This window comes from Hymenobacter crusticola, from assembly GCF_002154225.1.
Taxonomy (GTDB): domain Bacteria; phylum Bacteroidota; class Bacteroidia; order Cytophagales; family Hymenobacteraceae; genus Hymenobacter; species Hymenobacter crusticola.
Genome location: NZ_MTSE01000005.1, coordinates 103,172 through 125,298, shown reverse-complemented (window position 1 = coordinate 125,298; position 22,127 = coordinate 103,172). Strand labels below are relative to the sequence as shown.

General features: G+C 54.9%; 11 protein-coding genes. 7 read left to right on the top strand and 4 right to left on the bottom strand.

What is annotated here, in order from left to right:
- Window position 1: 1 nt before the first annotated feature.
- Entirely contained in the window at window positions 2-4,039 is a 4,038-nt protein-coding gene (locus BXP70_RS11850) for a non-ribosomal peptide synthetase (protein WP_086594293.1), read from the top strand.
- A 75-nt stretch (window positions 4,040-4,114) separates the two neighbouring features.
- Here BXP70_RS11850 and BXP70_RS11845 read toward each other — a convergent pair whose 3' ends face one another.
- Window positions 4,115-11,140 (bottom strand): non-ribosomal peptide synthetase, encoded by a 7,026-nt coding sequence (locus tag BXP70_RS11845; protein ID WP_086594292.1) that lies wholly within the window; start codon window positions 11,138-11,140, stop codon window positions 4,115-4,117.
- 365 nt (window positions 11,141-11,505) lie between these two features.
- On the opposite strand from BXP70_RS11845, the gene BXP70_RS11840 reads away from it, so the two are divergent.
- Both BXP70_RS11840 and BXP70_RS11835 read left to right on the top strand, forming a co-directional pair.
- Window positions 11,506-12,144 (top strand): 4'-phosphopantetheinyl transferase family protein, encoded by a 639-nt coding sequence (locus tag BXP70_RS11840; protein ID WP_086594291.1) that lies wholly within the window; start codon window positions 11,506-11,508, stop codon window positions 12,142-12,144.
- 137 nt (window positions 12,145-12,281) lie between these two features.
- Window positions 12,282-14,048, top strand: coding sequence for a hypothetical protein (locus tag BXP70_RS11835; RefSeq protein WP_086594290.1), 1,767 nt, complete (start codon window positions 12,282-12,284; stop codon window positions 14,046-14,048).
- Between the two features lie 199 nt (window positions 14,049-14,247).
- On the opposite strand, the gene BXP70_RS11830 is transcribed toward BXP70_RS11835, so the two are convergent.
- The 3 genes from BXP70_RS11830 to BXP70_RS29915 form a co-directional block, all read right to left on the bottom strand.
- Window positions 14,248-15,273 carry a ferredoxin--NADP reductase gene (locus tag BXP70_RS11830; protein WP_086594289.1) on the bottom strand — a complete coding sequence of 342 codons (1,026 nt, stop codon included), beginning with the start codon at window positions 15,271-15,273 and terminating at the stop codon, window positions 14,248-14,250.
- Between the two features lie 184 nt (window positions 15,274-15,457).
- Entirely contained in the window at window positions 15,458-18,058 is a 2,601-nt protein-coding gene (locus BXP70_RS11825) for a M1 family aminopeptidase (RefSeq protein WP_086594288.1), read from the bottom strand.
- A gap of 64 nt (window positions 18,059-18,122) precedes the next feature.
- Window positions 18,123-18,290, bottom strand: a complete 168-nt coding sequence (locus BXP70_RS29915; RefSeq protein WP_179197671.1) for a hypothetical protein — start codon at window positions 18,288-18,290, stop codon at window positions 18,123-18,125.
- 109 nt (window positions 18,291-18,399) lie between these two features.
- Between BXP70_RS29915 and pxpB the strand changes: the two genes are divergently transcribed.
- The 4 genes from pxpB to BXP70_RS11805 are packed head-to-tail and all read left to right on the top strand — an operon-like array spanning window position 18,400 to window position 22,103.
- Window positions 18,400-19,143: a 5-oxoprolinase subunit PxpB gene (pxpB, locus tag BXP70_RS11820; protein ID WP_086594287.1), complete on the top strand. Its 744-nt coding sequence runs from the start codon at window positions 18,400-18,402 to the stop codon at window positions 19,141-19,143.
- Window positions 19,133-20,143, top strand: a complete 1,011-nt coding sequence (locus tag BXP70_RS11815) for a 5-oxoprolinase subunit C family protein (protein ID WP_086594286.1) — start codon at window positions 19,133-19,135, stop codon at window positions 20,141-20,143. Before pxpB ends, BXP70_RS11815 begins: the two co-directional genes overlap by 11 nt.
- Window positions 20,140-20,916: a 5-oxoprolinase subunit PxpA gene (gene pxpA / locus BXP70_RS11810; protein WP_086594285.1), complete on the top strand. Its 777-nt coding sequence runs from the start codon at window positions 20,140-20,142 to the stop codon at window positions 20,914-20,916. The genes BXP70_RS11815 and pxpA overlap by 4 nt, the downstream gene beginning before the upstream one ends.
- On the top strand, window positions 20,913-22,103 hold the full coding sequence (locus BXP70_RS11805; RefSeq protein ID WP_086594284.1) for an NRAMP family divalent metal transporter: 1,191 nt from the start codon (window positions 20,913-20,915) through the stop codon (window positions 22,101-22,103). Before pxpA ends, BXP70_RS11805 begins: the two co-directional genes overlap by 4 nt.
- The last annotated feature ends 24 nt before the right edge of the window (window positions 22,104-22,127 follow it).

The following is a 22,127-nucleotide window of genomic DNA, read 5'->3' as shown; positions in this document are numbered from 1 at the left end:
CATGCTGGTAAAGGAATTCGAAAACCTAGACCTCACAGCGGTTGAGTTCGATCCATTTGCTGGACCAGAAATCGTGTGTGTGGCGCCTTCTACGGAAGCGCAACAAGAAATATGGCTTGCCTGCCTCTTTGGTGGCGACGACGCCAACCGGGCGTTCAACGAATCAATTTCGTTACGGTTACGCGGTAAGTTAGACAAAGTCGCCATGGAAAAGGCGCTGCAAGCCTTAGTGAAGCGACACGAAGCATTGCATTCAGCGTTTGGTGCTAATGGGCGCGAAATCTGCGTCTTCAAAGACCTAGCTGCCGACTTTGCCTATCAGGATATAACAAGCAAGTCGCAGGAGGAGCAAGAGCAGTTTATAGCCAGATACACGCAGCAAAATGCGCTGCTGCCATTTAATTTGCTGTATGGTCCACTATTCCGGTCTAGCTTAATTAAGCTGTCGAACGAAGAGCATCATCTTACCCTGACGGCGCACCACATCGTGTGCGATGGCTGGTCATTAGGGATTATGATGCAAGACCTAGGTAAGCTGTATTCTGCCTTAGTGCAAGACGTTTATCCAGAACTGACCAAAGCCATCAATTTCAGTCAGTTTGCTAGCGAGCAGCTTACGTTTGCAAAAAGCGACGAGTATCGAGCTGTGGAGCAATTCTGGCTTGAGCAATACAAGAACAACACGCCAGTTGTGACACTGCCGACCGATTTTCCGCGGCCGGCGCTACGAACATTTAAGAGTAACCGCCTCGATTATGCGTTGAAGCCTGGTTTGGTGCCTGCTGTTAAAAAGATGGGCTTGAAGGCGGGTTGTAGCTTCGTCACCACCTTGATGGCTGGTTTTGATGTGCTATTGCATCGCCTGACTGGACAACCGGATATTGTTGTGGGGTTACCCACGGCCGGGCAGTCGGCAACTGGCAACCACTGGCTGGTGGGACATTGCGTGAACCTTCTACCGTTACGCAGCACGTTGACCCCTGAAATTAGCTTCGTTGACTTCCTTAAGCAGCGTAAAGTTTCTCTGTTTGATGCCTACGAGCACCAGCAACTCACCTTTGGTAGCTTGCTCAAGAAGTTGAGCATCTCAAGAGATGCTTCGCGCATACCGCTTGTGCCAGTGGTGTTCAATGTAGATATGGGCTTAGCCGATGGGGTTGAGTTTCGCGAGCTTGCGTACGAGTTGATTAGCAATCCGCGTGAGTATGAGAGCTTTGAGCTATTTCTTAATGCCAGTGGCTCCGAGAAAGCAGTAGTGTTGGAGTGCTCCTATAACAGTGCCTTGTTTAAGCCCGCTACCATCAAGCAGATGATGGCTGACTTCGAGCAACTGCTGGAGCAAGTAGTAGCAAATCCAACAATCAAAGTCGCGGATATTCAGCTAGGTACCTCCGCAAACCTGACAGAGGCCTACACCGAGCTGAATAGCACTACACAACCTTATCCAGTCGGCAAAACGCTACACCAGCTGATCAGCGAACAAGCACAACGCGCGCCTAGTAGCTTGGCAATTAAGTTTGGGACACTCGCTCTCTCTTATCAAGAGCTGGAAACAAGATCCAACCAACTAGCGGCCTATCTGATGGCTAGTCGAGTGCAGCCAGGCGACGTAGTAGGCTTATTGCTAGAACGCTCCCCCGACCTAGTGGTTGCGCTGCTGGCCATTATGAAGTGTGGCGCAGCGTACGTGCCACTCGATCCGATTTATCCAGAGGAGCGCATCGCTTTCATGTTGGCCGACTCGGGCGCAAAGTTCCTCTTTACGTCGGAGAAACTAGGTGCTGCGTTCCCCACCAATGCTACCAAATTATACGCTGATACAGCTTTCCAAGCTGCGCAAGGCTACCCAAATATCGCCCGTGTAATAGAGCAAGAAAGCAGTGAATTGCTGTACGTACTATACACCTCTGGCTCAACCGGCAAACCCAAGGGGGTAAAAATTACGCACCGCAACGTGGTCAACTTTCTGTGCAGCATGCAGCAGGAACCAGGTATCGCGGTAACCGATAAGCTGCTTGCTGTAACAACGGTCTCCTTTGATATTGCAGGGCTAGAATTGTTCCTGCCCTTAGTTAGTGGCGCTGCCATTGTGCTAGCCGACACGATGACGGCTAAAGATGGAAAGCAGCTTTTGCAGTTGATGCAGCAAGAGAACGTCACGATACTGCAGGCGACACCTGCTACGTGGCGGATGCTGTTGGACGCCGGCTGGACGGCGAAACTCCCACTGAAGGCCCTTTGTGGCGGAGAAGCACTGCCTACTGAGCTAGCTGCACGGTTAGTAACTAAGTGTGATTCCGTCTGGAATATGTACGGACCAACTGAAACCACCATCTGGTCTTCCGTTAAGCACGTGTCCGACACTGGGGAGACTATTACCGTTGGTAAACCCATTGCCAACACGCAGTTCTATATCCTAGATGAGCGGTTGAAGCTCGTTGAGCCTGGTGTAGTGGGCGAGATAATCATTGCTGGGGATGGCGTGGCCCAAGGTTACCTGAACCGTGCCGAGCTAACTGCGGAGAAATTTGTGACGAACCCGTTCACGGTAGAGGGTGGGGCCACTATGTACCGTACCGGCGACCTAGGTAAGCTACTTCCTTCGGGCGAAGTACAATGCCTAGGCCGGGTAGACCAGCAGGTGAAAGTGCGGGGCTATCGTATCGAACCCGGCGAGATAGAACAAGTGCTTATCGCGTTCGACGACCTGAAAGAGGCTGTAGTACTTGCCCGCGATGAACGGTTGGTGGCCTTCGTGGTGCCTGCCGCTGCTGTGTCGTTGGCAACAGCTCAGCAGAAGATTGCGGGGTGGAAGAAAGCATTGGCTAGGCTGCTACCTGCCTATATGGTGCCTAGCGAGGTAGTGGTGCTGTCTGCTTTGCCAATGACACTCAACGGAAAAGTAGACCGTAAAGTGCTCTTAGAGCAGCCAACAGAAGCAACGCCCAAACCAGCAGTTGAGGAATACGTAGCCCCCCGCAGTGAAGCCCAGAAGCTGGTAGCCAGCATTTGGTGCGATTGTCTTGGCCTCGATCAAGTAAGTCTCTACGACAACTTCTTCGAGCTAGGTGGTCACTCCTTGATAGCCGTGCAGGTGATGGCGCGGGTGGAGCAAGAAACCGGTAAGCGGCTGCCGCTCTCCACGCTGTTTGAATACTCAACGGTGGAAAAGCTAGCTTCGGTGATACAAGCTAATGAGGAAACCATCACGTGGGATTCGCTGTGGGACTCATTGGTGCCTATCCAACCCTGCGGGAGCAAGACGCCTCTGTATATTGTGCATGGTGCGGGAATGAACGTGCTGTTGTTCAATACGCTCGCCAAAAAGATGCATCCCGACCAACCTGTGTATGGACTGCAGGCCAAAGGACTCAACGGTATTGACGAGCCCCTAGGTACGATTGAGGAAATAGCTGCGCACTACGTAGATGCTATTACCACTGCTAACCCGAGTGGTCCTTATGCGTTGGCTGGCTACTCTTTCGGCGGCGTTATCGCCTATGAAATGGCTAGGCAACTATTAAAAGCTGGGAAGGTGGTTAAGTCGCTGATCATGTTTGATACGTATGCGTATCAGGCGTATAGTGCTAAACCTGGCAAGGCCAAGCGATTAGCAAAGGCAAAGTATCGCTTGCAGAAAGCAGCTTACACGTTCGTGTTGTTGATGAAGCGCCCCGGCCGGACGTTGTTCTACAAGGCCGATACCGTAAAACGTATGTTCTTGCGGCCCTATCTAACGCTGAAGCATGGCAAGGAGCGGCAGTACGAAATCTTGAACGGTCATCCGTATCAACTAGGCGTGAAAAATGGCCTCGCTGAGCAAGTATACGAGCTAACGCCGCAACCATTGGCCATCGAGTTGTTCCGGGTGGATACGCCGACGTACTATATGCACGATGCTGAGTTTCTCGGATGGAAGACTTTCGCGCTAGAAGGTATTACTATCCACGAAGTGCATGGCGAGCATGGATGCATTTTTGATGCTCCGAATGACCAGAAAATAGCAGAGACATTGCAGCGTATTCTGAATAAAAGCTAGGGCTAGGTACCCAGCGTCCCAACAAAGAGCGCCTATCCATTATGGATAGGCGCTCTTTGTTAGAGCAAATAGTTACTAAACGCTTTGCACGCGAACTTTCTCCAACGTGTGCGTAAGCTTTTCGGCAAGCTCAACAGCGCCTGGCTCTTTGAAAATGCTGATATGGTCACCAGTAACCGTAAGGACTTCGATTTCGCCGGTTACGTGCTGCGCCCAACCACCTTGCGGATCATCAATCAAACCGGGGGTAAGCACACTGGACCTGAACAGGACAACTTTACCGGGGTAAGCTTTCAAATTGTATCCCTCTCGCTTCTCGCCCGCTATCTTACGTTGAATAAAGTTTAGTTTGATAGCTGCTTCGTCGGCCAGGTATTTTACAGTTTCGGCAAGCGTTTTCTTGCGTAACTCCTCGTAGTAAATACCCATTCGCTGCCTGAGATAGGTCGCCGACTTCTTGGAAAGCAAGGCGTTTGACGGGTACGCTTCGAATAAGGCTAACACAGGCACTTCATCTCCTTGGGCCAGCAGTGTGTGCGCCACTTCGAAGATGATGGGGTAGTAGCCGCAGAACGCACCTAGGAAATAAGGGCCCTGTGGTTGCACTTGCTTCATCTCCCGGATGAAGTGTTGAGCTAGCTCTCCAACGCGCTCATTGGGTGGGAGTTCATCGATGCGCTCATAGAATGGCAACTCCAAACCATAGAAAGGCTGATCTGGGCCGATGTGAGCCACAACGTGTCGGTAAAGCAAAAAGCCGGGAATAGCGAAGAAAGGAGGCTTAGAACCATCTTTCTGCAAAGCCACCAGTGGGTTAACGTCTTTGTCAATACTGGCTGGCTGGTCTGTCAAGGGTTCTTCTAGCAGGCTGGCCTCCAAGCGGGCTGCTACCACTTCTGCCAGCTTTGCCACCGTCTGGTGCACAAACAAATCGCGGGGCTGGGTACTGTAGCCTGCCTGCCGGAGTCGGCTGACGATTTGAATGGTGATGATAGAGTCGCCACCTAGCTCAAAGAAGTTGTCGTGGATGCCGATAGTATCCTTTCTTAAAACTTCCTGCCAGATGCGCACCAACGTTTGTTCGGCTTGGGTAGTAGGCGCTTCGTACGCTTCGGTTGCTAGCTTGCTGGCGTTGGGAACTGGTAGTGCTGGCTTGTTTACCTTGCCATTGGTAGTCAAAGGCAGCGCGGCTAGCTCCACCCATAGGGTCGGCACCATGTAGTCGGGCAGCTTGCTTCGTAGATAGGCCGTGACCTGGTCCCGCTCGAAAGTGGCTTCTGGAACTACGTATCCAACGAGCCGCTTGGGGCTGCCTTGATCTGCGCGCACCATCACAACAGCCTGCTTGACGAGGCCGCTTTGCTGGAGTACGGCTTCGATTTCGCCAAGCTCAATGCGGAAGCCGCGGAGCTTAACCTGTTCATCCAATCGACCTAGGTACTCCAGGCTGCCATCAGCACGCCAGCGGCCTAGGTCGCCGGTGCGGTATAGGCGCGTGCCTTCCGCAGCAGCAAAGGGCGGGGGCACAAACTTTTCAGTAGTCAGCGCTGGTTGGTTCAGATAAGCACGGGCTACACCTGCTCCACCCACGTACACTTCGCCTGCTACACCAACGGGCGCTAGTTGTTGCCGCTCATCAAGGACATACGCGGTGCGATTAGAGAGCGGCCGGCCGATGGGAAGGGCAACAGGAGCGCTCAAGTCAGCGCTGGTAATGGGGTGCGTAAGGGAGAAGGTGGTGTTCTCCGTTGGGCCGTAGCCGTTGATGATGCGCAAGGACGGATAGCGTTCTTGCAATTGCCGCACGTGTAGCTCAGAGAGCTTTTCGCCGCCTACAAGCACTGTATCCAGTTCCGCAAAAACCTGCGGGTTAACATCAACCAGCTGATTAAACCAACTCGCCGTAAACCACATCTTCGTTACCCCACGGCTCTGAATTTCCTCCTGTAGCAGGGTGCTGTTGAGCAAACGATCTTCGGCGCACAGCACCAACTGACCACCGTTGAGCAGCATGCTCCAATACTCAAACGTGGTGGCATCGAAGGAGGGCGAGCCGGTAGATAAGACGATGTCGTTGCTGCTTAACGCAACGTAGTCCACGTCCTGCACCAAGCTGACCACGTTACCGTGTTCTACCAATACGCCTTTGGGGCGGCCCGTGCTGCCGGAGGTGTAAATTACGTACGCCAGATGCTGCGCCGTCGCAACGGCGGGCGGGTTGGTCGTCGGCTCCTGGGCAATGGTCGAGGCTACTTCTCCATCAACTTCCAGCACGGCTAAGGCAGGAGCTGCGCTTCGGAGAGCGACAGTTGTGGCGCGGCTGCTTAAAGCTAGCTGGGCCCCCGTATCCTGAATCATGTACTGCAAGCGCTCCGAGGGGTAACTAGCATCCAGGGGGACGTACGCCCCGCCCGCTTTTAAAATACCAAGGATGCCGACGAGCAGCTCAACGGAACGTTCCAAACACAGCGGCACCAAGGTCTCGGCTCGTACACCTTGACCGCGCAGGTAGTGCGCCAGCTGGTTGGCGCGGGTATTAAGCTCCTGATACGTAATCTGTTGTTGTTCGAACGCTATAGCTAGGGCATGCGGCGTGCTAGCTACCTGAGCCTCAAACAGCGCGACAATGCTCTGAGAGGGGGTTGGCATCACAGGGGGCGTATTGAATACGTTTAGCAGTTCATGCTCTTCGGTAGCCGTAAGCATGGGCAGCGTCGCGATGCTGAGATGCGGCTGTTGCACCACCGAATGTAGCAGCGCCAAGAAGTGCCCTACCATGCGGGTAACCGTCGCCGCTTGGTAAAGGTCGGTGCTGTACTCAACGAATCCTTGCAGGCCTAGTGCATCTTCCGTAAGGGTAAACGTGAAGTCGAACTGAGCAGTGGCGTGCTCATAGCCTTCCCGCGTGACTTGCACCGCGCCCAAACTCAGATCTGGTACGTCTGGGGTGTTTTGCAGTACGAACATTACCTGAAACAGTGGGCTACGGCTCAGGTCACGCTCACTCACTACTAAGTCCACCACTTTTTCGAAGGGCGCCTGCTGGTGCTCGTATGCTTCGAGCGTGGTGGTTTTTACCTGCTGCAACAACTCGGTGAAGCTAGCTTCCCCTTTTACTTGACTCCGTAAGGCCAAGGTGTTGACGAAGAACCCGATCAGGCCTTCTATCTCGTGCTGCTGCCGGCCGGCAATAGCGCTGCCGACGCAAATATCTTGCTGGCCGCTGTAGCGATAAAGTAGACTTTTGAACGTAGACAGCAGCGTCATGAACAGCGTGACGCCCTGCTGCTGGCTAAGTACCTGTAGCTTCGTCACGAGGTCTTGCTCCAAGCGGAACGCAGCGCTAGCGCCTTTGGTGCTTTGCACGGCAGGCCGTGGGAAATCGGTGGGGAGCTGGAGCTGTGCGACGTCGGCTAGCTTTTCCTTCCAGTAAGTGAGAGGTTTTTCGAGCCGCGTCGCGTTTAAGTTTTGCCGCTGCCACAGCGCGAAATCGGCGTACTGCACCGGCAACGGCGCAAATGGCGCTACCTGGCCGGCTACCTGGGCTTCATAAAGCGCGACCAACTCCCGGAAAAAGACCGACAAGGACCATCCATCCGAGGCAATGTGGTGCATCGTTATCACGAGCAAGTGCTCTTCGGGGTTCGCTAAGCCAATCAGGGCGGCCCGTAGCATAGGGTCGTTGGCTAGGTCGAAGGGCTTGCTAATGCATTGCTGGACCTGTAGTTGCACCGCCTCGGGGTCGGCTTGATACACGCAGCCGTCTAGACGGGTTAGTTGCCAATCGTCATGCGGGAGTACTTGCTGATAGGCTTGACCATCTTGCTCGCGCAGTACAGTCCGCAATACTTCGTGCCGTTGTAGAATGCCGAACAACGCGGCCGACAAGGCGCCCTGATCTAGTTTGCCGCGGAGCCGCAGCACAATGGGCACGTGGTATTGCACGCTGCCTTCTAGCTGGTCGATAAACCATAACCGCTCCTGGCTGAAAGACAGCGGAATGCGCCCCGGTCGAGATTGGGCCACAATGGGCGGTAGCACCAAATCCTTGTTGTACGCCTGCAAATACTCAGACAAGTCGGCAACGGTCGGGTGCACGAACAAATCCTTGATAACCAGCTCCACAGCCAGCTGCTTGCGCACTGCCGACACAACGCGCGTAGCGAGCAGCGAATGCCCACCTAGCTCGAAAAAGTTGTCGTAAATGCCAATCTTATCTAACACCAGCAACTCCTGCCAAATGGTAGCTAGCTTCTGTTCCAGCTCGTTGCGTGGCGCTTGGTAGTTGAACTTGTTGATCACGCCGCGGTCTTCGCGCTGCGTTAGAAAACGCCGATCTACTTTGCCATTGCTGGTCAGCGGCAGGTAGCCCAGCGGAATAAACTCGGCCGGTACCATGTACTCCGGCAAGCGGCGTAGCAGCAGGGTCCGAATATCCTTCTGCAACAGTGCGCTAATGTCGTTGAAAAGCGAAATGTTGGTAGTATGGGTGCTTAGGCGGTAGTCCTTGTTGCTGTACACCGAGGCCACAAAGCGGTCCGAAAAGGCCTTTTCCAGTACCACGTTCATCTTCAGTGGGTCTTCGTCGAGCAGCCGCCGCACGTGGTAACCAGCCGCTTGGGCTTCGTCGAGCAGCTGGGCAACAGCTATACTTTCGGCATCTTCCGTATCCAAGCTAGGTAGCACATCACCTAGCGTATTTTCTGGGTACTCGTGCAAAAGTTGGCTTAGGCGCCGCTCACGCCACAAGCGCGGATTAGGCACATCTTGCAGCGCGATAACCGGTACGCCTTGCTGAAGCTGCTCGCTGATAGTCAGATGGCCAGGTAAGTTCGTCCAGTTCTGCCATTCCGGCTTCAGCACTTCAGGTTCGTCGCCTACGTGCAAGATCACAGTGTAGCGATACAGGGTCAGCTCGTTGATGTAGTCGCCCTGCTTCCACTGAATTTCTACGTGCGTGATCTGCGGGTAGAGCGCCTGAAGCCGGTAGAAGTACTCCGGCGCAAAGCAGAGTTCTTCTTCCTTGAGAACTTCTTGCTCGACCAGCCATTTAAACTCTCGAATGCTTTCTGTCGCCGGTGCTTTCTGGGCGTGCAGACGGCCCTTAAAGAGGGGCAACAGTCGGTTGTCGCGCACGTCGCCGAGGATGATGCGGCCTTTGCCGTTTAGCAGCGAAATGCTTTTCGCAATGACTTCGCTCAAGTAGTCTTCGCCGGGAAAATACTGGATAATAGAGTTGAGCAGAATGGTGTCTACCTGCTCGCCGGGGCGCAGAGCTAGTTCGTGGGCGGCGCAGACCTGAAGCTCCGTGGGGCCGTAGTCGCGCTGACCCTTACCGATGTGCTGGGTAATCTGATTGACGCAGGAACGCGAAAAGTCGGTGCCGATGTACTTCTGCACTTTGCCCGCGAGCTGGTAATATATCAGACCGGTACCACAGCCGATTTCCAGCACGTGTTCCGGCTTCCCTGACAAGATCACGCCCACAATATCCTGCAGCCACTTCTGCATCTGCTCGGCCGGAATAGGGGAGCCGGTGAAGCTGTCGTTCCAGCCAATAATATTAAACTCCTGATCTACTGTTGCTTCGTCTTCCGTCTTGGCATACTCTGTTTCGTAAAGCTCTTTCCAGCTCGCTACTTGCCGGTGATAAAGCTCCCGCTCTTTCACTTTCACTACTTGCCAATCGGGCACGTAGTAGCTCACGAGGCGCTTCACGGCATGGGCATCCTGGCGTACCACTACGCAGCTGTTGCTGACCGGTTCTAGGGCATTTAGCGCGTTTTCCACTTCCCCTAGCTCGATGCGGTAGCCGCGCACCTTCACCTGATCGTCGAGGCGACCTAGGTATTCCACGTTGCCGTCGGGTAAGACGCGGGCTAGGTCGCCGGTTTTGTACAGCTGAGCGCCTTCGTCCTCGCTGAACGGATCGGGGAGGAAGCGCTCAGCAGTGAGTTCCGGCTGGTTGAGGTATCCGCGCGCCACCCCTGCGCCGCCCACGTACAATTCGCCCGTTTCGCCCGCAGGTACGGGTTGCAGGTGCTCATCTAGCACGTACGCCGTGCGGTTGGTGAGCGGCTGGCCAATCGGAATGGGGCTAGGTACCTCTACACCCGACATGGAATACGTAAGCGAAAACGTGGTGTTTTCGGTCGGACCGTATCCATTAACGACGTTTAGAGCAGGATAAGCTTCCTTGATTTTCTGAATGTGCGGCTCCGATAACTTTTCGCCGCCAACCAGGATGGTATCCAGCCCGTTGAAAAGGCTAGGGTCACTGTCGACGAGCTGGTTGAACCAGCTAGAGGTGAACCACATTTTACCCACCCCACGCACGCGTATTTCCTCCTTTAGCAGGTCGTTGTTGAGCAGTAGGTTTTCGGGAGCTAGCACCAACTGACCGCCATTGAGCAGCATGCCCCAATACTCGAAGGTGGTAGCATCGAAGGACGGCGAACCGGTCGACAGCAGGATATCGTTTGGGGTGAGCGTTACATACCCGGCTTCTCGCACCAGGCTGACCACGTTGCGATGCTCCACCAGTACGCCCTTCGGCGTGCCCGTCGAGCCCGACGTGTAAATTACGTAAGCTAGGTCGTGCGCGGTGCTGAGCAGTGGCAGGTTGCTGGTGGGCTGCTGAGCGATAACGCTAGCGTCGGGGCCATCTAACGCTAGCAGGGCCAAGCCAGGAGTTGCGGCCGGCAGCAGCTTGGACTTGAGCGCCTCGGTGGTAAGCACCAGCGGCGCCGCCGTATCATGCAGCATGTAGCGTAGGCGCTCGAGCGGGTAGCTAGGGTCGAGCGGTACATAGGCCGCCCCTGCTTTGAGCACAGCCAGCAAGCTGACGATAAGCTGCACGGAGCGGTCGAAGCAGATGGGCACCAGAGTATGCGGGGCTAGCCCGGTTTGGCGCAGGTAAGAGGCTAATTGATTTGCCTGATCGTTAAGCTGTTGGTAGCTGAGCGTTTCAAATTGGAATCGGAGCGCCGCAGCGTGCGGCGTACGAGTCACTTGTTGCTCAAACAGACCAACAATGCTTTGCGAAGAAGGAAAAGAGTAGAGTTTAGCCGGTAGTGCGTGAGATGTAGGTTGGGGCAGCATAAGTCATGTTCATCCCTACTCTTTGAGCCTGTAGGTAGACAAGAATTGTATAATTCTCCTATGCAATATAAAAAATAAAACCCATGCTAAAATTTAGCGCTAGTTTATTTTTTAATGATATTTTGATATGCTGCTATTTACTAAATGCTGCTTGTTGGATAAATCCAAGGTCAGGGCACTATTGCTTTACGCCATGGTAAGTTCGTAAACAACAGTATTTAAGAAAGCTTGCCAGCTGACGAGGTTGCTGTTTTATTTGGCATAGTGCTTTCCGTACATGCATCCATGCAACGGATACACTATAATCGTAGCTTTAGGAAGCGCAGAGCGGCTTGCGTAGCTAGTTTATAATAGGCTATTTGAAAATGATCTATCTGTTTTACACGAGCTTTTACCAACAGCTGCAAGCGACACAACTTGAATTGGTGTTGCAGCAGCTGCCTTTTGCTGCCCAAGAAAAAATAATACGCTTCAAAAATTGGCAGGACGCGCAGCGTAGTTTGCTCGGGAATATGCTTCTGCTAAAAGGGCTGCAATTAATTGGCGCGCATACTTATTCCCTGGCCGATATGAAATACACGAATTATAAAAAGCCTTATTTCGGCGAAGAGGTTAGTTTTAATATTTCACATTCGGGAGCTTACGTAGTTTGTGCGCTTAGCACAACTTGTGAAGTAGGGGTTGATATAGAAGAAGTTAAGGGGATTGACTTGCGAGATATGCAGAGCCATTTCTCGGTACAGGAGTGGTCGGATATTATGCAGGCAAAAGATAGTATCCGCACATTCTACCAGCATTGGACGCAAAAGGAGGCCTTTCTAAAAGCAATAGGATTAGGACTTAGTTATTCGCCTGAAAAAGTAAATTTTGCTGCCAATACTATCACTTGGGGAGACAAAAAATGGTACTGCAAGGAGGTGCTGTTGGACCCCGCGTATTGCTGCCATGTAGTTACCACGGCACAAAGCAGCGAGCTAGTAGTTGAACAGATCTATTTCAGCTAACGCTTCTCGGCGCGCTTATTTATCGTCCGCGAGAAAGCTAGGGGCCGTACCTAGGATACCTCAGGAGAGTGAGGCGCCGAAGAATTGGTAGCTAGGACAAGCAAGCTGAAAGTCGGTGCGCAAGATTACCTGGCTACATGAAAAAACTACTTATACTGAGCGCCGTGCTCGTGGGCATATGGCATAGTGGCAATGCGCAAATGCCGCAAGCAGCTTCACAAGTGGCAGCATCGAACCGGCTGCAGCCACTGCCCGGCACCATAATTATTCCGGCATCCGACTTTTTGCAAGAAATACCCAAAGGCGACATCGTTGCTGATGCTGGGGCGCTAAATGTGCCTTGGCTTTTCAATAATACGGCGTTAGTGCTCAGGTCGGAAACCAATCTGATGACCCAGATGCAGGTGCCAGAAGCAGGCACGTACACGCTGTTTGTGCGCAGCCAGGGCGAGAAAAATACCTCGTTTAAAGTGGCCGTGAACGATAAGGTCACGGCAGCTAGCTTCGGGGCAGGAAAGCTGAGTTGGCAAGCTGGTGGCACGTTTGAGCTAACGCCTGGTACAACGAACATCAAAATAACCCGCATCGATGCCGGACCCGTTTTCGATGTGCTTGTCCTGACCAAGAATCCTAGCTTGCGTGAGGAGGATATCCGACCGTATCAGCTCAACGAAGACGTAAAGCTGCTGAAGGAGTACGCAATACCGCCGTCGAATGCCGTGAAATTTGGGGACGTGAATGGCGATAATCAAACCGATTTTATGGTGCTAGAGCCCGACTTCTCAGCGCACGTGTTCGACAATAGTGGCAAGGAGTTGTGGAGCTACAAAGCGCCTAGCGAGTACACCAAGGAGCGCTCGGAGTTTGAAGCGCCCGGCGTGCTCTGGGATTTTGACCACGATGGCAAAGCCGAAGTAATGCACTGGCGCTTTATCGAGGGGCAAGAGTGGTTAGTGATGGCCGATGGGCGCACCGGCAAAATCAAGCGCAAAGTGGCGTGGCCCACAAAACCGCTGCCGCACGTGTACAATAATTTCCGGCTAGCTATCGGCAAGCTGCACCCCGGCACGCCCAACGATTTGGTCGTTTTCACGGATATGGGCGGCACCATCAATGTGCAAGCGTACGATACCAAGCTGAACTCCTTGTGGAGCCACACCGAGCAGCGAAAAAAAGACAACCTAGGTCACTACGTGTACCCCGTTGACTTAAACCAGGATGGGCTCGATGAGGTGCTGGTCGGGACGCTGTTGCTGGATACAAAGGGGAAGAAGATCTGGGACCGGTTCGACTTGCTGCCCGATAACCACGACCACGCCGACAGCTACAAATTCGCCGACGTGGACGGCGACGGCCGCCTCGATATTGTAACGGCCAACAGCGAAGCAGGCGTGTTCGTCTACCAGGGCATGACCGGCAAGATCATCTGGCAAAACACCGCCGAACACAGCCAGCAGATTCAGGTGGGCAACTTTCTGCGCAACGTGCCGGGGCTGCAAGTAGTAGTAGGAGGGCGCACCTACGGCAATCGGCAGATCGGGGAGCCGTATTTGTCGAGCCAGCTTTACTGGTTTGACAGCAAAGGCGACCTAGTGAAAAAGTGGCCCGGCAACCCAATAAATGGCAACCCCGACTTTGTGCGTGGCAACTGGCGCGGTGACGGGAGCACGAGCTTATTCTGGTATAAATTCCGGCTGAACGACCTAGGTACCGGCGAGCTATTCTTTCCCGACCCTGTCTTTCACCTGTTCGACTTTGCAGGCAAAGGCGCCGAAGAAGTGGTTACGCTGAATCGCGGCGTGCTGCGGATATATGGCTATAGCAAAGCAACTTATAGTAACAAAGACAGCAAGAAAAATTTGGATTATCTGAAAAGCACCGTGGTCAACCACACGCACTACTAGTGCGCTAGGTTCGTTGCCTAGCCCCGGTCCGACGCCCCAGGCGTCCGACCGGTTGTCGTCAGAACGAAGCTTGGGCGGTCGTTACAACCCTGACAGTGGCTTTAAGCCCTGTCAGGGTTGTCGCCGGATGTGCAGCTAGCTCGTGCAGCCGTCCGCAGGCGAGAACCGGTCGGACGCCCTAGGGCGTCCGACCAGGGCGTCAAATTTCCAGCCTCACGTCGTTACCGACAGGATAGCCGGTGCACGTTAGCACGAGGCCTTTGGCTAAGTCGCGGTCGGTGAGGACTTCGTTGGTGGCCATCCAAACCTGGCCCGAGGTACAACGCGCTACGCAGCTGCCACACACGCCGTTGCCGCAGCTGTAGGGAAGCGCTACACCTTGTTTCTTGGCGGCTTGCAGAATCGAAACGGGGTACTGCGTTTCAAAAGTGTGCGTGGCACCGGCGAGTTGTACCGCAACGTTGTGCGGCTCTGTATCGGGTGGCGTGGTGAAAGTGGGATGCGCCGTCTCAGGGTTGAAGTTTTCGCGCCGGATGTTTGCCAGTGGAATACCGATTTCCCGCAAGCCATACATGCACATTCGCATGTAGTTAAGCGGGCCGCATAAGAAAGCTAGGGTACGCTCAGGCGTGGTTAGACTGTATTGTTTGACAAAGATTTCCAGCAGGTCGCGGTACAAGCGGGCGCGGGCTAGCACCGGGTGGTTGCTGAATAAGAATTCCACCTTCAGCCGGTCAGCAAACTGGGAAGCTAGGTGCTGAAGCGCTGGGTAAAACACCACATCCTCGGGTGTGCGGTTGCTGTAAACTAGGACGGCGTGTAAACTAGGGTGCTGGTGCAATACGCTTTTTAGCAGCGCATAAATAGGCGTGATACCGCTGCCCGCGGCAAAGAAAAATACCTGTTGATACTCGGCATCGAGGTTCTCAGGCAAAGTGAAGAACCCGCCGGCGCCAATCGTCAGCAGCGTATCGCCTTCGTGCACTTTGTCGACTAAGTAGCGTGAGAAAAGCCCGTTTGCCACTCGCTTCACCGTTACGGCCAGCGGCTCACCTAGGCCCGGTGCCGACGAAATCGAGTAGGAGCGGCGCAGTTCCTCGTTATGCGGATGTACGAACGTGAGGTACTGCCCCGCTTGGTAGGAAAGTGCTGGTGCATCAAGGAAGAGCGTCTTTACCTCCGGCGTTTCTTGGCGAACGGCACTGACGATAACAGGTTTGATCATGCGAAACTAGAGCTAGGTTGAGCTGACATTAACTTTCTTCCGAATGTCATTTCGACCGGCAGGAGAAATCTTGCACGCTCCATTGAGTTATAATCCGACGGCAGCACGCGAGATTTCTCCCGCCAGTCGAAATGACAGAAAAGAGGTTTCAGCAGGGTAGTTCGCTATTCTACGCGCCTAACATTTAGCCTTGTGGGTGTTGCACTAGCTTTTCGGCCCGGAACAGGTCGTCGGAAGCCTGCAATATCTTGGCGCGCAGCTTGGGATTGTACGTTGGGCGAGCTTGCAAAAACGTGCGTACCGTGCGCGCCGCCGTTGGCGTTTGATAGCTGCCGAAAGTGGCTTGGAGCCAAGAGTAAGGAAAGAAAATGTCGCCCGTCAGCTGAATCTCTTCCAATAAGGCGAGGCTTTCCGGCAAGTATTTCTCGGAAGTAGCTGCGCGCAGCGGGTGGTGCAGATACCCTAGGGCCGTCACAACCCACGCTTCCTTCTCCCGGTTCTTATCCTCTTTCAGGGAAGCAAAAAACGCATCCCGCGCCCGCACATCCGACGACAAAGCTGGCATCAGAAACTGCAGACGCTTCTGGCGGTCGGCGTTCTTGATACGAGTTAGTTGTTTTTCCAGAATGGGCGACTCGGCGGGGTAGTCGCGCACAGCTAGGGCTTGGGCGAGGGCTGTGTAGTCGTCCTCGGTGAGCTTCACGCCCGCTGGGGCTTGTTCCTTGGCCCAGACTTGGTAGAGCTGATCTTGCGCCGGCTTGGTTAAGGCTACCGACTGATAGGCTTTGAATAGCAGCTTTTTAGCATTCGGAGCAGCGTTTTGCTGCATGGCCTGCCAGAGGTCTTTTTCCAGTGCCAAAGCTAGGGCTGTGCGCTCCTGTGTGGGCAAAAACTTCCAGTAAATTTCACTCACTTGTCCGGTCAGGAGCTTCAGGTTTAGCTCTTCGGGCTCCTTTGTTAGTAGCTGGCGATACACGTCTAAGAGCTGCTTAGGTGCTATTACCCGCCCATTGAGCATGTTCTCGTAGAGGTTTACGTAGGCCGAGGCTCGCGCCACTGGGTTTTGCAGCGAAGCCAGGCCTGCCGTCATCTGCTTCTCAACCGGGAACACGCCGTAGCCTAGGCCCGAAGAATTAAACAGGATAAAGCTAGGTGCTGCTTGCCCTTCGGCATCGGGCAAGCGCACTTGCCGTTCGCTCATATTTACAGTCAGCTCTTTCACCGCATTGGGGTACACCAGCAGCACCTCAAAAAGCTGTGGCCAAATGCGGTTCGAGCCGTCTTCGGCTTGCTGCTTCACCAGGAGCTGCGTGATCTTGCCGTCCTTGGTTTGCAGGTCAAAATCAAAGATGGGGCGGCCGGGCTCGTTTACCCATACCTCGTTCCAGGCGTGTAGGTCGGCCGGGGTGCGGGCATCCAGAATGGCAATGAGGTCGGGCCAGGTGGCGTTGCCGTGAGCATACTTCTTTAAGTACTCGCGCAAGCCTTGCTGAAATGCCTCGGGGCCCATCAGCCGCTCCAGCTGCCGCATCATAATGGGCGCTTTGTGGTAAATGATGTTGCCGTAGAGCGAGCCCGCATCCTGCAAATTGGCCAGGGGTTGCCGGATGGGATTGGCCCCGCTAGTGCGGTCAATGCCGTAGGCGGCAGGGTAATGGTCGAGCACGAACTTGAGGTCGTAGTTGGAATTGGCCACGGCCACTTGCGAGATTTTATCGGCCATGAAGTTGGCAAACACCTCCTTCATCCACACGTCGTTGAACCACTGCATCGTGACTAAGTCGCCGAACCACATATGGGCCGTTTCGTGCGAGATGAGGTTGGCGCGGGCTAGCTTTTGGTCTTGCGTGGCGCCTTCGTCCAAGAACAGCGAGGCCGCTTTGTAGTCGATGGCGCCCACGTGCTCCATGCCGCCGTACTGGAAGTCGGGAATGGCGACGAAGTCGAACTTGCGGAACGGATACGGAATCTGGGTGTACTCCTGCATGAAGGCCAGCGCATCCGCATGAATCTGGAAGATGGGGCCTAGGCTCAGGCGCAGTTTATCCGGATCGGTTTCGCGGTGCAGCAGGTTCATCGTGCGCCCGTTCAGCGTCTGGGCGATGGGCGTGAACTTGCCCGCCGCAAAGGAGAACAAGTAGGTGCTGATGGTATCGGAGGGTGCAAAGCGGTACGTTTTGCTGGCGCCCGTCACGACGGAATCCTGCAGCGGGCCATTTGCCACGGCTTGCCATGCCGTCGGGAGCGATAAGGAAAGGGTAAAGGACGCTTTCAAATTGGGCTGATCGAACACCGGAAATACGGTGCGCGCCCGCTCTGGCACTAGCAGCGTGTAGAGATAGTCGTCGCTGCGGTTCAGGGATAAATTGCCCGCGGTAAATTCGATTTTCACCTCGTTGGCACCCTGGCGCAAAGCCGAGGCGGGCAGCACCAAGTGCTCATTGCGGTGGTCAATCGGGACGACTTTTTTATTGACCAGTACCCGTTTCAGATGGTCATTTTTCTCCTTGAAATCGAGCTGAAGCAACTGCTTGTTGTCCTTCAGGTGAAAGAAAACCGACTCGGAAGCCGTAATAGGCATTGCTTTTTGAGCCGGAATGGTGAAAGCTAGGTTATAGGCTACCTGGCTCACGTTCTTTTTTCGAAAGCTAGCTAGGGCTTCCGAAACGCCTTTCTCGACGGGTACGCTGTTGTCCGCTACCATCCTTTTCTGACTGTAAGCACCAAGATTCACGGCCAGCACCAGCAAGCCCGTTTGAGAGAAAGTTTTAAGCAAGTGATTCATGCAGGCGAACGTTCGAAGAAAAAGCAAGGAGAGGAGCAACGGTTAGATAACAGGATAGTCTACTTTAGCTGCCCGACGTTGCACAATGCGCATCTGCTGGCATAGCGTCCGCGGTGTCTGGTTGGTTGTCGTGGAACGAACTTGCCAGCACGACCCGCGTGGACCTAGCTCGTAAACCTTTCGGGCGACGATACTGGTGCGGCGCCCCAGAGGTTGGGTCGACGAACGACATGCGCAATTCTGCGAAACGACTGTATATTCCACCGAAAGTAGCACGGAGCGAGCTGCCAAGATACAGGGCTGGCTTCTGAAGCTAGCCTAAAAAACGCAAGTAATAACGCATGGAAAACCTTTACCCAGCACCGGCCACGCGTGCTGAGGTCCAGCTCTACTCGTTGGGCGAATCGGCCGTGGTGGTGCAGTTTGGCGATGCCATCAAGCGCCATACGCACCACGAAGTGCAAGCGTTAAGCGCATATTTGGATGCGCATCCGTTCCCCGGTTTCGTCGAATATGTGCCTGCTTTCACGACGGTTACCGTGTATTACAACCCGTTGGAAATAACTCGTTCCCCGGAAGCTAGCCCCTACGAGAGCGTAGCAGAAACGCTGCGCCATATGTTGTGGCAAGCGGTGACGGAGGCGGAGCCGTCGGCCTCACACGTCATAGAAGTGCCTGTGTGCTACGGTGGTAAGTTTGGTCCCGACCTAGCTTTTGTGGCCAGCCACGCCCACCTCAGCCCCGAGGAAGTCGTGGCCCTGCACACCCAGCCCGAGTACCTCGTGTACATGATTGGCTTTGCGCCCGGCTTTCCGTACTTGGGGGGCATGAGCGAGCAGCTGGTGGTGCCCCGCAAAGACAAGCCGCGCCTGAAAGTGCCGGCGGGCTCGGTCGGCATTGCGGGCAAGCAAACCGGCGTGTACTCCATCCAAACCCCTGGCGGCTGGCAGCTTATTGGCCGTACGCCCCTGAACCTTTTTACGCCGCACGGCGAAACGCCTAGCCTGCTGAAGGCAGGCGACTATATCCGCTTTGTTTCCATTACAGAACGCGAATACGAGCGCACCCAGCAGCATGAGTCTTAGCATCATTAGTCCTGGCCTCCTGACCACCATTCAGGACCTAGGCCGTCGTGGCTACCGGAAAGAAGGTGTGCCCACCAGCGGCGCGATGGATACCGTTGCCTTGCGCGTTGCCAACCTGCTGGTGGGTAACGCGGAGAGCACAGCGGGCATCGAAATCACGTTTTTGGGGCCCAAAATCCGGTTTGAAACGGATCATCTGTTGGCGCTTACTGGTGCCGACTTGCGCCCTACGCTCAATGGCGAGGCTGTAAAAATGAACCGCCCCATTGCCGTGCGCAAAGGGAGCGTGTTAGCTTTCAGTGGCCTGCGGATTGGGTCGCGAGCGTACCTTGCGTTGTCGGGCGGCTTGGCGACGCCGCTGGTGTTGGGCAGCCAAGCGACCTACTTGCGCGCTAGCATTGGCGGGCTAGGTGGGCGAGCATTCAAGACCGGTGATGTGGTGCCAGTTGCCGGGATGACGGAATGGGGACGTCAGATCTGGCAGGCATTGCTCGCTACGCATCCTGGCCGTGCGTGGGCGCAGGCTGCCTGGACGCCCGACCCTCGGCTGTATCCGACGCCCCACGATACCCCGCACGTGCGCGCTATTCGGGGGCAAGAGTACGACCTGTTTTCGGAGCAAAGCCAACGCGACTTCTGGCAGCAGGAGTTCATCGTTACGTCGGATTCCGACCGCATGGGTTACCGCCTGCAAGGCCCCATGCTTGTGCAGCGGGAGCCTAGCGAAGTGCTTTCCAGCGCCGTGGCATTTGGCACTATCCAGGTCCCAAACGAAGGGCACCCGATTGCGCTGCTCGCCGACCACCAAACCACGGGTGGCTACCCGCGCATTGCCCAGGTAATAGCAGCCGATTTCTCGTGCTTGGCCCAAGTGCCGCTCGGAAGAAAAATTCGTTTCCGGGAAATCTCGCTAAGCGAAGCCCAGGACCTGTACTTCCGCCAGGAACAGCGCATGACCGAAATCAAACAAGCCTTACAGTTCAAGCTACACCACTTATGACAGAGTCGTTTTCCGTTGACTTGAACTGCGACCTAGGAGAAAGCTACGGCGCCTACCAACTTGGGCACGACGAAGCCATTTTACCCTTTGTGACGTCGGCCAACATTGCCTGTGGCTTCCACGCTGGCGACCCCACCGTGATGAAGAAAACCGTGCGCCTCGCTTTGCAGCACCAAGTGGCCATCGGTGCTCACCCCGGCCTGCCCGACTTGGTCGGCTTTGGTCGCCGCGAAATGGCTGTTTCGCCGGAAGAAGCCTACGACATGACCCTGTACCAGATTGGAGCGCTGGCCGGCTTTGTGAAAGCGGAAGGGGGTAGGCTACACCACGTAAAGCCCCACGGCGCCCTCTACAACATGGCCGCCGTGACGCCCGCGCTGGCCGACGCTATTGCCGAAGCCGTGTATCGCTTCAACCCGGAGCTAGTGCTATATGGCCTAGCCGGCAGCGCCCTCATTCGCGCGGGCCAGAAGCTAGGGTTGCGCACCGCCAACGAAGTCTTTGCCGACCGCACCTACCAACCTGACGGCACGCTTACCTCGCGCCGCTTGCCCAACGCCCTGCTTTCCGACCCGCAAGAAGCCATTCGGCAAGTGGTGCGCATGGTGAAGGAAGGCAACGTGCGCTCCCAATCCGGGCCGGAGGTTACCATCCAAGCCGATACCGTCTGCATTCACGGCGACGGGGCACACGCCGTAGCATTTGCCCAACAAATCAGTCAGGTGTTGAAAAACGAAGGAGTACTCATGCAAACAGTGCGGCCCACGCCATGAAGCAGCCCCGGAACCTAGGTGTGCTGCTCGGGGCGGGCTTCCTGATGGCAACGTCTGCCGTTGGGCCTGGCTTTCTCACCCAAACAACCGTTTTCACCGAGTCGCTCGGAGCTAGCTTCGGCTTTGTTATCCTAGCCTCTATCCTCGTCGATTTGGGCGTGCAGCTGAATATTTGGCGAGTTATTGCTGTAGCCGAAAAGCGCGCCCCCGACATTGCCAATGCGGTTTTACCTGGGCTCGGTGGCTTCATTTCTTTTCTGATTGTGCTCGGCGGCCTCGCTTTCAACATCGGCAATGTGGCCGGTGCTGGCCTAGGTCTGCAAGCGCTGGTGGGACTATCCGTCGAGGCTGGCGCTTTGCTAACAGCCGCGTTGGCCATTGCCATCTTCCTCGTGAAAGAGGCGGGCAAAGTGATGGACCGCTTCGCGCAGCTCATGGGACTGCTCATGATTGGTATCATCATTTACGTGGCGTTCACCTCGGCGCCCCCCGTGGGCGAAGCGGCACTACGCACCTTCGCCCCGACCAAAATTGACTTCATGGCCATCATCACGCTAGTCGGGGGGACGGTGGGGGGCTACATCACCTTCTCCGGTGGCCACCGCCTGCTCGATGCTGGGGTGAAAGGCCAAGCGGCTCTGGGCCAAGTGACATCCAGTGCAGCTTCAGGTATTACGGTTGCTTCATTGGTGCGCGTGTTTCTGTTTCTGGCGTCGCTGGGTGTTGTTAGCCAAGGCTTGAAAATTGACGCGGCCAATCCGCCCGCTTCCGTGTTCCGACTAGCAGCCGGCGAGCTAGGCTATAAGTTGTTTGGAGTGGTCATGTTTTCGGCGGCCATCACGTCTGTTATCGGTTCGGCCTACACGTCGGTGTCCTTCCTGAAGTCTTTTAGCCAAAAGGTCAGCCGATACGAAAACGGGGTAATCATTGCCTTCATCCTGTTGTCAACGCTGATCTTCGTGACCATTGGCAAACCCGTCAGCCTGCTTATTCTGGCTGGTGCGCTCAACGGCTTCATTCTGCCGATTACCCTGGCTACCATGCTCGTAGCTGCTTACCGGCGCAACATTGTGGGCGACTACCGGCACCCCCTTGGCCTAGCTATACTCGGCGCCGTTATGGTGCTCGTGATGACGGTGTTGAGCGCGAAAGTCTTTGCCGAGCAAATAGCGTCCTTGTTTGCCTGATAGGCTAAACCCGTCGAGAAAGCA